We start from the raw sequence: 13,161 nt of genomic DNA, 5'->3' as shown, positions 1-13,161 counted from the left end.
CTCTGCCCATTTAACTAAGAAACCAGGATCAGTCCTCATCTGATCCTGGTTTCTTAGTTTCCTTGCAAGTACTTATGGAGGGTTCGTTGTTTTGAGGATGTGCCGAAAGCATGAGTTACTTCCCAGACCTTCTCCACCTCTGCGCCGTTTAACGTGGCGTCCAGATCGTGAAAAATTCGATGTAAATAACGCAGCGACATAGAGTCACCCGTTTCGGCTACATACATAAAGGCTCGAGCATTTTTCATATCATTTTTAATGCGCGAATCAGCAAGCCCTTCGTCATGAAGCCATTTTATATCAGCTCGTAATTTTTTCCATTCCTTTGTATACATTGTCGCTGCTACATTTAAGTCTTCTGCTCTTCCCCATCCAGCTAGAGTATTTAAATAGCTGTGCTGTGCGGAGATGATTGCTTTGACCTTTTTTTCCTGACCGTCTTGATAGGCAATCTCTTCTTCATATTCACCATATTGTAACGTGACTAGAAAATCAGCTTCTTCTTGCATCATCTCAGGGTCCGGATGATCCGATGGTATCATTCGTGCTTCTGCATGTGCAGTTGTTTCGATGTTTGGTTGATGAAACATATAAAAATAGCTGACACCGCAACTTGCTATTACAGCTGTCATGATCGATAAAACCAGCCACTTTCTTGACACCTAATCCCCTCCCTGTGCAGTAATGGTATTTGGTACATTCTACAAATCATGCCGAAATTCCTCTATCTATTTACCTGGTCAATCCTTTTCCTATTTCACCCAACGTGAAAACCCCCTTGCCAGTAGTGCAAGGAGGCTTTCTTTAAAAGGTAAGAAGTTCTTTGATCTCTTCTGCAGATAAAGAGGACATTTGTGCTTCTCCTGGTTGAATGACTGCATCCACCAACGCTTTCTTCTTTTCATGCAGGGCAAGGATTTTTTCTTCAATCGTTCCGTTTGCAATCAGCTTGATTACCTGAACATTTTTGGTCTGTCCAAATCGGTACACTCGATCAGCAGCCTGCTCTTCAATTGCCGGGTTCCACCACGTATCATAGAGGATCACGGTGTCGCCTCCTGTAAGATTAAGCCCCGTTCCTCCTGCTTTTAATGAGACGAGAAACAGACTTTTTTCTCCTTGGTTAAACTGATCAGCAAGCCTCAAACGCTCCACTGCTGGCGTTTGTCCGTCTAAATAAAAGAACTCCCAGCCTCGCTCTTCAAATTCAGCTCTTATTATGGCTAACATGGACGTGAATTGAGAGAAAATAACCATCCGCTGGCCCGCTTCCATTCCCTCTTCCACATACTCCATCAGTCTCAATAACTTGCCTGACTCTACCTCGTCTTCTTCTGATACGAGTCTAGGGTGACAGCAAATTTGTCTGAGCTTTGTTAAGCCGGCTAAGATTTCTATCCGTTTCTTCTGGAATTGATCACTAGAGATTGCATCATCGACATCAGATCTAAGCTGCTTGACCTGGGCTAAATAATACTTTTTTTGTTCCGGCAAAAGATCAGTGTATTGAACAGACTCCATCTTCTCTGGAAGCTCTTTTAATACCTCGCGTTTGAGACGTCTTAAGATAAATGGACGTATTCGTTTAGCGATCTCTTCATGAGAACGTTCCCGAAACTGTTTCTTTGTACCAAGCAAGCCTGGCAAGATTGTCTGCATCAACGTATACAATTCATCTATACGGTTCTCAATTGGTGTGCCGCTTAAAGCAAATCGACTTGAGGCTTTTATGGCTCTTACCGCTTTTGTCGTTTTCGCTTGTTCATTTTTTATGGCCTGCGCTTCATCTAACACCATTGTGTCAAAAGTGATCCCTTCATACTTTTCATAATCTCGTTGAATCAGCGGATATGAAGTAATCCATACATCAGCTTCTTTTATCGTGCGGGCATGTTCTCTTTCTGCTTTGGCACCAGCTATAACGACAACATGGAGTTCTGGAGCAAATCGCTTAATCTCTTTTTCCCAATTATAAATGACAGAAGCGGGTGCAATAATCAGAGATTTTGCTTGTGATGCAGCTTCTTTGTCAGCTTGCAAATGTGTAATGGTTTGGAGCGTTTTACCAAGTCCCATGTCATCAGCTAATATGCCGCCAAGTCCAGATTTGGCAAGCGTTCGGATCCACCTGTAACCAGTTTCCTGATAACTTCTAAGATCGGCATCAAGTCTCTCAGGTGTCATCCATTCACTGAACTCAGGTGACTGAACATCTTGAATAAGCCGGTGCAGCTTTTTTGATAACTTCAAACCTGCTTGACTCTCATCTAATGAGAAAGCTTTATGCAGAGGCACATTCATGCTTTTATTTAATTCTTTAGCAGAGGCGCCTAATGAATCCACTGCCTTCTGAAGAGAACCATACTGCTCTTCTTCTAAATGAATGAATGAGCCGTTTGAGAGTCGATGATATTTCTTTTTGTTGTAAAGGGCACGAAGGACATCGACAATTTCTTCATCAGAAATTCCATCGATAGAGAAGCTTACATCAAGCCAATTGGATTCCCCCTCAACATCGATCGAAACAGACGGGGAAGAAGCCGGCTGAAATAAGAGCTTTTTTGCATCACTCGTTAAGTAGATATCAGCATACGATTTCAGACTTGGCAAGTACTCAAATAAAAACTCAATGATTGTCTGAATTCGATGTAGGACAAGTTTCTCTCCCTCTACTTCAAATGGATATTGCTCGAGGACCTGAAGGATCGTTTGCTCCTTTTCCACATCCCGCACCATAATTGTATTTGAATCAGCAACGTCTTTTTTAGCAAAAGGATTTCGCACTTCTTGTCCATATCTAAAAGAGACCTCAAGCACTAATTCATCATCTTCGTAATCAACTTTAATAGAGGCTTGAAGTGGTTTTTGATCAATTTTATCTTTTAGCGTATCCTCCATTTGAACCGTACCGTACTGAGAAATAACCGGTAGTACTTCTGAGCAGAAGGACTCTAGCTGGTCATTAGGAATAACATCAATTGGTTCATCCTCTTCATATTCATTAGCCAGTATCTCGAGCGACTTAGCCTGCTCCTCCGTCAGCTTATAGAACGTGTCTTTTTTCAGAATGCTTTGGTATGGCTGATCGACAAATAAAACATCGGGGTGGAGATTTGCCTGAAGTTCCACTATGTCATCGGTTTCCTCGAGTAAAAACGTGAAAAAAGAATCCCCTTTTTCAAGCGTCTTCACCTGCAGACTCTCCTTGTATTCTTTTGTACTGTCAACATGTAAAGTAGTATAGCGACCGGCTAATAAATCCAAAAAGGAATGCATATACACAGCCGGCATTAACAAATGACGTTTGGTGGACTTATGGCCGTATGTATTTCTTGTGTGATGCTCTTCAACGGCAAGCAGCCTAAACAGAAGTTCAAATACAGCTTCGTCTTCCTCATCAAAAACATACTGATCAGGTTCATAATTAAATTTATTAGTGAATGCGTACGGTCGCTTTTCATTTACCGCTTTTAAAAAAGCATACAAGTCTTTTACAACATACAGTCTGTTTTCTCCTACTTTCATACCTAGCTGAATGTAGTTAACCATATGTTTAAAGTATCCACCAGCAGCCATTACTTTCAGTTCAAACTCGACTTGAAGCTTTTGTTTTTTCTTAAGAGAAGGCTGTTTCCACTTTTGAACGGACTTAAATTCTGTTAACAGCGAACTCTTCTTTGAAAGGATTTGCCGCTTCCGCTCAAAAACAGTACCTCTCTCCTGAAGTTCAAGCAAGGTTGCCACAACATGTTTACAGGCGCCCGGATATGTATAAGACGCTTCACAATCACAAGCAAAATCAAGGCTGCCATCATCTTCTATGTCAATTTCCACCTCATACATGTAGCTGCCTGAAACCTTCGCCTGATAGGAATTGTATAGTTCACTATAAGAGATATACTCTACTAGCCCAGCTCGGTAATATTCTAATCCACGTTTATAAACTGGCTGACTCGACGCTAATTGTCGAATGAGAAAATCACTAAGTACAGTGGTCAAAACCGATCATCCTTTATACGAATTATAGTCATTCAATCATAGCATATCTTCATAGCATACCTGTATCTCTTTGTGAGCTTAAAGCTGTGGTACAACGTTTAACCCTTGTGATTAAGGGAATAGTAAACTTGACTTAAGAACTTTCAGAAGCAGGTGGAACATTTGCCATATTTTAGAATCATCCTAACTGGAATAGCTAAACTATTAAGTAAAGTATTCAGCATGGCTACTCTCACCTTCTTTGGGCGCATTCCATCACAAGACGATTCAAAAGTTAGTTTCATGGGACTTTTATCTCTTTATTGGATTTATATTTTAGTGACAACTGTTTTCCCAGACTTAGCCGAAACATTTATCCCTTTTATGCCAGATGATGATACAATCGTACGAATAGCCTCTATTGTGTTAATCCTTCTTATTCCTTTAATAAATGGGTATATCTCTACTAAAATGAAAAATAGGGATCCAGATTGTTCAAAAATAAAGCAGACCTTCATGGGTTATCCATACACGCTCATTTTAGGTGTCATGTCGATGGTCCTGCTTGTATTAATTCCACTTATAAAGCTGCCGAATATCCTTCAAATGCACTCGCAGCAGCAGTTTGCCATCATGATCCGAAAAGGGAAGTATGATGATGTACTAAAAGAAGTGGAAGAAACGTTAAAAAAACATCAGATCAAAACCTATATACATGACCCTAAAAAGCTGGTTTGGTTCAATTTCGTCATGCTATCCTATGTTCTCGAGCATATTTTCAATTTTAAAATCGCTAAAAAAATGAAATACATTACAGCTGAACTAGAGGATAATGAGGTCGAGATTACCGTTCATGCGACTGATATTTCTATTGTGGGACCAAGGCAGGATGTGTGTGAAGTAAAGCATATTTTATCAGAGGAAATGAGGCCAGTTGACTTCTATTTCACATGGGATCACAGCTTGCAGAAGCTTGAGGATCAAATTCAAGAAATGAGACATGAGATTGAGGACGGATCCGACATAAGTATGGACAAGCTCGAGGAGATAACGGAAGAATTGCGTAAAGCCTCACTTGGGAATGAAGACTGGAATGCGATGAGAAGGCAGATTTATAAGCTAGAATGCGATTATTACAAATGGAAGTATGAAGAATGTAATGAAGGTGTGGAAAAAGAGAACGATTAAAGAAAAAGCTGCTTAAAAGCAATATTAGTAAAAATTCCCATAATACCTAATCAAAAAGACGACTTTCATTAATTAAATGAAATGTCGTCTTTTTGCGAGTGCTGCTCCTCCTCTTTTATACTTGTTTTATTTGCAGCAGACAATAACAACTAATAGAAGGATGGCATATTTATCTTTGATATGGAATGCCTGTTAATTCGGGTACAGTTACAAACTCAAATCCTTGCTCTTGGAGAATAGGGATAAGCTGGCGTACTGCTTCAATGGTATTCGTCCGATCACTATCATACTCGCCGCCGTCATGCATAAGAATGATTGCGCCTGGATTCACATTACTTATCACTGTATAAGCAATTTCTTCAGCCGGCATCTCACGCCAATCAAGTGTATCAAGTGACCAGCCTATCACGGAGTAATCCATTTCTGCTAATTTCTCAACGAGCTGATTATATAAGAATCCATACGGTGCACGGAATAAACGAGTACGGTATCCGACAATATCGTTAATCACTTCTTCGGTTTGATTGACTTCTCGCTCAAGAGTCGCGATATCTCCCTCTTCTACCAGATTGGGATGCCAGTAGGTGTGATTCCCTATAATATGACCTTCATTATTGATTCGCTCTAGAATTTCTGGATACCTTTCAGCTCTTGCTCCCATAACAAAAAACGTTGCCGGCACCCCGTACTCGCTTAATACATCAAGTAACTCTGGAGTGTACCTTGGATCAGGACCATCATCGAATGTTAATGCAATACGATTGGATGTATCAGGACCTCTTAAAATAACTGTATCTGGGTAGCGCTGTTGTAAAATGATATTTGAGACAGGCTGCCTTACGCGTTCTGTATATTCAGGACCACCTTGAGGCTCAGGAATCTCATCATCGACTTGCCTCTCTTCATCTTTCTTCCCCCACCATTTTTGATGAACCCCGTCTAGTTCGTTTGCACATACAACACCAGCATAGCTTCCTACCATCAAACTAATCATTAACACGATCATAATTCTCTTCATTTTTTCATCTCCTTTTTTTTACAGGCTTCTTTAGTGTCCTAATAAAAAAAGAAGATTATTCATAATGAAAACGACCAATCATACGGATTGGCCGTTAGACTGTATTATGATTGAAGCTGAAAAGCAGGATGGTATACAAGCTTAGGTCCAACTGAACTTCTTAAGATGAGCTTCTCACAATTAGTGGCATATTCAGCTAATGCAAACGCCCCCTGGTTCGTTTCTAAAAGAGCATCCACATTTATGGAAAGTACGTTAAGGAGCTCTACTATTTTCTGCGCCACACTCTGCTCTAAAATCCTATTGGTCCTGATGACCATATCTATATCACTATTTTTATGGGTTGCAGGGTACGATGTTACTAATTCAAAACCTACACTCCCAGCAGGTCCCCAAGTTAGGTCAGGGAAATCATCCATGATATTTTGAATTTGGATCAATCCAATGTTAATTAAATCAATACTTGTTTTTACTTCCTTGACCTTAATTGATTCTGGAGAAAAACATTGTTTCATTTCGGTCATGTTTATAGCACTGGCACAGCGCTGGCTTCTATGATTCCCTCTGATGCCCACTGGAATGATGCCATCCATTTGTGGTGCTCTTCGCACAACGACAAAGGGAGCCTCTCTGAGAACTGAATAAACCCAGTCAGGGAACGTTTCTTTTGATAGAAAACCTTCCACGTCTTTAAGTTCAACGAGGTCATGAACTCTTACCATTGCTCTCTCAACAGCTCTCTAACTTTGACTGAAAACGCTCGATTCTTTGTCCCAAAGTCTGATTTAAGTCGGTGGCTAAGATCAGGTGTACTATATCGCACTTCATTAATAGCATTTGAAATTTTAGAATGAATGAATTGTACATCCTCAAATGTCGGAGCTTCTCCGTTAACACCCTCAATTAAATCATCCAATGTTCCTAATGTTGAAAATGAACGTACGTCATATGCCATTGCAGGAACTTTGCCTGTTGCTTCTTCTAATTCTTGAATCGTTCTCCTTGTAATTTTGGCAGCAGATTGTTTGGACATAACATGAACATTTACAGCATCATCATCTAATGCTAAGATCCGGTTTGATTGGAGTCCATGAGCTAAGAAAGCACCAGAAATGGCTTTACCTACTACTAAGCTGATGACAGGATGCCCTGCCTGCCTTGCTGTAGCATAGGCATCTACACTCGCTGCCAAAGCTTGATGGATGCCAAAAAGCTCCTCATGATATCCATAAGCTTGACTCGGAACATCGACTATTGCTACAATCGGTCTTTTTTCTCGACCATTATCCGCTTCTATTACTTCGCGGATATACTTAGCTAGCTTCCATCCTTCCACAAGCCCGACTTCTCCATCTTTTGCTCTATAAAATGAGGCTTGTGGATTGGCTGTCACACATAAATAACGAATCCCACCTTTGTCAGCACAGAGTACCGAGGAAAGTTCATTTTTCTCCTCCGCTCCTTCTGTTAATTGTTTAAACCATCTTGCCCCTCTAGTCAGCAATTGATTTGAACCCACACTAGATTCTGAAAGGTCCTCTATATTAGAGGAGTTTTCCCATAACTTTCTTGCCTGTATGGGAGAAACTTTCTCCTCCACACTTACTGATTGTAGAAATGAAAGATACCGTTCGACTTGAGTACTGCGTGGTTGACCCACCCCATTTTTATAAACACCATGTATACATTCCTTTATTTGATCCACATCATCATCGACTAAGTGATCGATTAACCCCATTGCTAAACGTTGCTCTCCACCAATCATACCCCAAATCCCTTGGCGGTCTTTTGAATCTACTTCTTCAATCCCTGCTTCAAGTTCAACCACTTCGGGTCCGTTTAAACCGATACGCCCTTCTTTGGTTGCAATAATAGAACTTAAAAGTCCTGAATTTATTGACATACCTCCGAATGACCCCACCTTACCTGGAACAACCCCTACTACAGGTACGTATTGCCTAAGCGCTACAATCGCGGAACCTATTTCAGAAATTGAAAGTAAGCCGTAATTGGCTTCTTGCAGCCTTACTCCACCAGTATCAAAAATTAAAGCCGCACGTGTCATATGACCTTTTTTATTTTCTTCAAGAGCAAGTTCTAGGGCGCCTGCTATCTTTGCACCAGAAACCTCACCGATTCCCCCTCCTTGAAAGTTCCCTTCAATGGCAATCATTACAGCTTGGACTCCGTCTATTTTTCCCTTTGCAACAACCACCCCATCGTCACTTTGGGGTACAATTCCTTGGTCACGTAAATGTGGAGATTCTACTCCATCAAATGGATTAATTAGTTCCTTAAAGGTACCTTCATCTAATAAAGCCCTCACTCGATCCCTTGCATACTTTTCTACTAGACTATCTTTGAGCATATTCATGAGTATTAGACACCTCCAATGCTTGTGCTAACCGCATCGTTACCATTCCCGGCGTTGCACCAAAATCATTAATCTTCACATTCATCGCATAATGATTTGCTTCAAAAAAGCGCTCCAGCACCACTTCCCATATATCTGCAAATCCATCAATGCTCGTGTTCACTTCCACATTAATCACTTTCTGATCATTAGGAACCATAATAATTTCTAAATCACCAGAACCTACAACTCCTACATGAGAGCACTCCGGTAAAGGGGTTTTCGCAGGATAATTAAATGTTAGACATTCCATCCAATCCACCTCCAATTAGTTTAAGGGTTTGCTACACCTTGTACTTCTTTTTTTCTCAGATTAGTTTTAGCCGATATTTTATCAATAAATAGAGTGGCAGCTAATAAATCAGCACACCCACCAGGTGATGCATTGTAAGCATGCATCGTTTCATCAAGCTCACGTAAATGTTTAGCGCCTTCAATTGTTGAGACACCACCAGCATTTAGAACTTGATGGGCAATTTTTTTGGATTCATATAAAGCCTGACTGCCCCCTCTGTGAAGAATGCACGTATCATCTAAATGAGCAATCAATGATACTAGTGCATTCAATCTTGCCTCTTCTTCTTTCACCCCACTTAAACGACTGCCTACTAACGTTGGTAAACTATAATGTTTAATAGGGAGAAAGCCTGATTCAGCCACTTCTTTCGCTCCACGAATATTGTATTTCTTTTTCACAATTAGCCCATTTGTGAGGTTATTAGGTACATAACGATCTCGGTTTCGAGCTATCTTACCAGCCGTTTCAAGAAATTCATCTGCTTCTCCAAGTCCTTTCTTTGAAGCAGCACTTGATACGAGCAGACCTAGTGACCAGATCGCTCCTTTATGCGAATTTGTTCCTCCTGTCGCTTGGTACATCGTTTTTTCACCATCTCTGCCAATTCGAGCAATCTCTTCTCTAAGCATTTGAGAAGGTTCCTCGTTATAGGATACAGCTGCAATTTCTTCAAATGTTTGCCGTAGAGATTCAGCAGACTTCAACATGATCGGCAGACTTAGATCGTTATGAACCCCATTGTTATTCCTATCTACAAGTCCTGGCTTAGGGGTAAGATTTACTTCATCAATTAAAGCTTGGACGGCACAATCCGATAGAAAACGCTTACACTTTTCAAGGTCATTATTTCTCATCCATCCCACCCTCTCCTTACCAGCTTCTAAATTTTGCAGGCGGTGTATAAAGTCCTTCTGACCAATCAACTAAATCCTCAATGTTTTTGGCTGCGAGTAGTGAACGTTTAGCATCAGACCTTCTGATCTCTAAGTCCTCAGGCAAAGCAATAATGCCTCGCTCCCTCAACTTTCTAGACGTTTTCATGTCACGATCTAATCCAATCGGAGTAACTCCAGCTACGCTCGCTATCGCCTGACGTCGTTCTTCTATGCTGTCTGTTTTGTATAAATAAGCAATTCCTTCTTCTGTTACAACATGCGTAACGTCTTCTCCGTAAATCATCACTGGTGTCGTAGCAAGGCTAGCATCTTTTGCAACATCAATCGCGTCTAATGATTCAACGAAAACAGGTTTATTGGCTGCTTGATGAGTTTCCACCATTTGGACAACCAATTTCCTTCCTCGAGCTAGAGGATTATCTGATTCAATCATATTTAACCATGCAGGGCTTGAATGCCTTCTTCCACCTGGATCATGTCCCATATTAGGTGCCCCGCCAAATCCAGCTAATCGACCTGATGTTACAGTGGATGAGTTACCGTCTGGGTCCATTTGTAAAGTAGACCCAATGAATAAATCAACGGAATATTGTCCTGCTAGCTGGCACAAGGTTCGGTTAGAGCGCATACTTCCGTCACTGCCTGTAAAGAAGACATCAGGTCTTGCTGCGATATAAGGCTCCATCCCCACTTCTCCGCCAAATGAATGGACATTCTCAACCCAGCCGCTTTCAATAGCCGGAATAAGGGTGGGATGCGGGTTTAATGCCCAGTACTTACAGATCTTATTCTTAAGTCCTAAAGATTCTCCGTAAGTAGGCAGTAATAATTCAATAGCTGCAGTATTGTAGCCAATTCCATGATTCAATGATTCTACTTGATGCCGTTCATATACACCTCTGATCGTCAACATCGCCATTAATACTTGTATATCTGTTATGTGTCTTGGGTCTCTAGTGAAAAGAGGTTCAAGTTGATAAGCACTATCCGCCACGACAACAAAATCAATCCAAGACCCTGGAATATCTACCCGTGGTAATTCATCTGTTAATTCATTAACCTGAGCAATGACAATTCCATCTTTGAAGGCAGCAGCTTCAACAAGAGTAGGGGTTTCCTCTGTGTTTGCCCCTGTGTATAAATTTCCATCTGCATCAGCTTTATCTGCCGCTACTAAAGCAACATTTGGAATTAAATCAATGAATAATCTTCCGTAAAGCTCAACATACGTATGGATTTCGCCCATCTTTAACTGCCCATCCTCAATCATTTGTGCAATACGTAAGCTTTGCGGTCCGGCATAAGCGAAATCAACCGTATGTGCAATTCCTTTTTCAAATATATCGAGATGCTCCGGCCTCGAGATACTTGACATGATCATATGTAGATCATGCAGCTTATCAGGATTTACAAGAGAGAGTGACTTTGAAAGAAAGGAGGCTTGCTTTTGGTTATTCCCCTCCATCACCACTCGGTCATGAGGCTGTATGACTAATTCCATAGCTTCTACGATTGATTCTGTTGGTATCACTTTACTTGTTGTAATCTTTTTGATATTTTCAAGCCTTCTTGCCTTTGCCTCTCGTTTAGTCGTCCAAGAACGCTTTGTCTTTACTTGTGACCTCGCCATAGATAAAGTCCTCCTCTAATATTTAATTAAAATAATTTTGTTTATAAACTCAGTTCACGTTTTGCTAAAACTTGAACTGTCTTTAACCCGCTCACTGAGGCTGCGATAGATCTTGCTTCAGGAAATGATTGTTTTGCTAAATCTGATAGCACCTGACCCGGCGGCATCTCTATAAATAAGCGGACACTTAACTCATAAAGTGTGGTTGTAACATTGTGCCATAGTACAGGTGATGAAATGCTTTTAGCCAAATCTGAAATGATATCTTCCTTCTTAAATAATCTTCTTGCTTTCAAATTAGATATATAAGGAATTTCCGGATCATAGATGTTGATTTTTTGTAAGTGGGATTCTAGGTGGTCACTTATGTGTGAATAGATTGGACAATGTGAAGGGACGCTGACATTTAGCAATTCTGCTTTTCTTGCTTTTGCCTGCCTTGCTTCTATCAAGGCTTTTTTAATCGAATCAATTGAACCAGAGATGGTTATTTGATCTGGTGAATTCCTATTTGTAACGTATAAAGGGGTAGATTCAGTATGAATTTGTTCTACTATAGAAGTTAGTTTTTTTTCAGATAAACCAACTACTACTCCCATTCCATACCCAGCGGGTGTCTTATTCTCCATTAGCTGTCCTCGCAACCTTACTATTTTGATCGCATCAGAGAATGTCAGGACCCCTGAAGTAACAGCCGCACTAAATGCCCCTACAGAATGACCAGCTACATAGTCTGGACTTATACCTTCTGCTTTCAATGCACTTGCACAAGCCACACCAGCAGTAAGCAAGCATATCTGAACATTTGTACTGGATTTAAGAGCTTCTTCACTATCTAGAGATAAGATGTCTTGTTGTAGTGTTTGATTAGCTTCTTCGATCATTTCTTTCACAGAAGGGTGGGCCGGTAAGGAATGGAGCATGCCTGGAAGTTGAGAACCTTGTCCTGGAAATAAGTAAGCAACACTCAAAACATCACTCCTCTCTAGTTGAAATTCTTGTATACTAGTCGATTGTCGACTAATTTAACTGAAATAGATCCTAACATATAGTTAGGTAATCTATTGCTGCCGTCTTATTTTTGCTTATCTTTTATTTGCTTTTGTATACTTTCGATTACATCACGATTATGTTTGTTCAGAAGTTCGAGAGCAACTTCCACTTGATTTTCTTGAAGCAATTGTAAAAGTAGTTTATGCTCCTTGATCGATTTCTCAATATTGCCTGAAGCTGAAAACGACATATTCTGAATCGATAATAACGGCATTTCTAAACGTTCATACATTTTACTAATGATCTCACTTCCACTCATTTCTATTAGGCACATATGAAAATCATGATTAAGATGAGTGTATGCTTTACTATCCTCTTCTTCATACATTTTATCTAAGAGTAGATTCATGCGTTCTAAGCTAATAGATTGAACTCCTCGCTCTTTAATTCTTTTCATAGCTAACTCTTCAAGCATGGTTCTTATTTCTAATAGATCGAAAATTTCAGAGGGGCTGTACCCTTTTACCAATGCTCCTTTTCTTGGAATTCTCTCAACTAACCCTTCGATTGTTAATAGGTAGAGTGCTTCACGAACTGGAGCCCTGCTTGTTCCAAACTCATCTGCATACATATACTCACTTAACTTCTCTCCTGGCTGTAATTCACCTGAAATGATCTGTTGTGTAATTTTTTTTGCAATTTGAGTGGACAATGAATTATCTGAAAATTTATTTGGCTCCATAAGGT

At 40.4% G+C, this 13,161-nt stretch carries 11 protein-coding genes; 1 reads left to right on the top strand and 10 read right to left on the bottom strand.

Annotation, left to right across the window (positions count from 1 at the left end; genetic code table 11):
• Window positions 1–53: 53 nt before the first annotated feature.
• Together BPOF4_RS04180 and BPOF4_RS04175 are read right to left on the bottom strand one after the other, a co-directional pair.
• Window positions 54–662: an adenine nucleotide alpha hydrolase family protein gene (locus BPOF4_RS04180; RefSeq protein ID WP_012957819.1), complete on the bottom strand. Its 609-nt coding sequence runs from the start codon at window positions 660–662 to the stop codon at window positions 54–56.
• 142 nt (window positions 663–804) lie between these two features.
• Complete coding sequence (locus tag BPOF4_RS04175; RefSeq protein WP_012957818.1) at window positions 805–3,999, bottom strand: DEAD/DEAH box helicase; 3,195 nt, start codon at window positions 3,997–3,999, stop codon at window positions 805–807.
• Window positions 4,000–4,161: 162 nt separating this feature from the next.
• Between BPOF4_RS04175 and BPOF4_RS04170 the strand changes: the two genes are divergently transcribed.
• Window positions 4,162–5,166: a hypothetical protein gene (locus BPOF4_RS04170; protein ID WP_012957817.1), complete on the top strand. Its 1,005-nt coding sequence runs from the start codon at window positions 4,162–4,164 to the stop codon at window positions 5,164–5,166.
• 169 nt (window positions 5,167–5,335) lie between these two features.
• Here the strand turns inward: BPOF4_RS04170 and BPOF4_RS04165 are convergent, their stop codons facing one another.
• From BPOF4_RS04165 to BPOF4_RS04130, 8 genes are all read right to left on the bottom strand, one after another.
• The gene (locus BPOF4_RS04165; protein WP_012957816.1) at window positions 5,336–6,184 is read right to left on the bottom strand and encodes a polysaccharide deacetylase family protein; all 849 of its coding nucleotides are present in this window, start codon (window positions 6,182–6,184) and stop codon (window positions 5,336–5,338) included.
• A 104-nt stretch (window positions 6,185–6,288) separates the two neighbouring features.
• The gene (locus BPOF4_RS04160; RefSeq protein ID WP_012957815.1) at window positions 6,289–6,906 is read right to left on the bottom strand and encodes a malonate decarboxylase holo-ACP synthase; all 618 of its coding nucleotides are present in this window, start codon (window positions 6,904–6,906) and stop codon (window positions 6,289–6,291) included.
• The gene (mdcD, locus tag BPOF4_RS04155; protein WP_012957814.1) at window positions 6,900–8,558 is read right to left on the bottom strand and encodes a biotin-independent malonate decarboxylase subunit beta; all 1,659 of its coding nucleotides are present in this window, start codon (window positions 8,556–8,558) and stop codon (window positions 6,900–6,902) included. Before mdcD ends, BPOF4_RS04160 begins: the two co-directional genes overlap by 7 nt.
• Window positions 8,539–8,850 (bottom strand): malonate decarboxylase subunit delta, encoded by a 312-nt coding sequence (locus tag BPOF4_RS04150; protein ID WP_012957813.1) that lies wholly within the window; start codon window positions 8,848–8,850, stop codon window positions 8,539–8,541. The genes mdcD and BPOF4_RS04150 overlap by 20 nt, the downstream gene beginning before the upstream one ends.
• Before the next feature lie 20 nt (window positions 8,851–8,870).
• Window positions 8,871–9,749 carry a triphosphoribosyl-dephospho-CoA synthase gene (locus BPOF4_RS04145; RefSeq protein WP_012957812.1) on the bottom strand — a complete coding sequence of 293 codons (879 nt, stop codon included), beginning with the start codon at window positions 9,747–9,749 and terminating at the stop codon, window positions 8,871–8,873.
• 16 nt (window positions 9,750–9,765) lie between these two features.
• The gene (mdcA, locus tag BPOF4_RS04140) at window positions 9,766–11,421 is read right to left on the bottom strand and encodes a malonate decarboxylase subunit alpha (protein ID WP_012957811.1); all 1,656 of its coding nucleotides are present in this window, start codon (window positions 11,419–11,421) and stop codon (window positions 9,766–9,768) included.
• Between the two features lie 41 nt (window positions 11,422–11,462).
• Complete coding sequence (gene mdcH, locus BPOF4_RS04135) at window positions 11,463–12,392, bottom strand: malonate decarboxylase subunit epsilon (protein ID WP_012957810.1); 930 nt, start codon at window positions 12,390–12,392, stop codon at window positions 11,463–11,465.
• A 104-nt stretch (window positions 12,393–12,496) separates the two neighbouring features.
• The gene (locus tag BPOF4_RS04130) at window positions 12,497–13,156 is read right to left on the bottom strand and encodes a GntR family transcriptional regulator (RefSeq protein WP_012957809.1); all 660 of its coding nucleotides are present in this window, start codon (window positions 13,154–13,156) and stop codon (window positions 12,497–12,499) included.
• Window positions 13,157–13,161 lie beyond the last annotated feature (5 nt).

The sequence above is a fragment of the Alkalihalophilus pseudofirmus OF4 genome (assembly GCF_000005825.2).
In the GTDB taxonomy this organism is placed as follows: domain Bacteria; phylum Bacillota; class Bacilli; order Bacillales; family Bacillaceae_D; genus Alkalihalophilus; species Alkalihalophilus pseudofirmus.
This window is presented reverse-complemented; position numbering and strand designations above follow the sequence as displayed.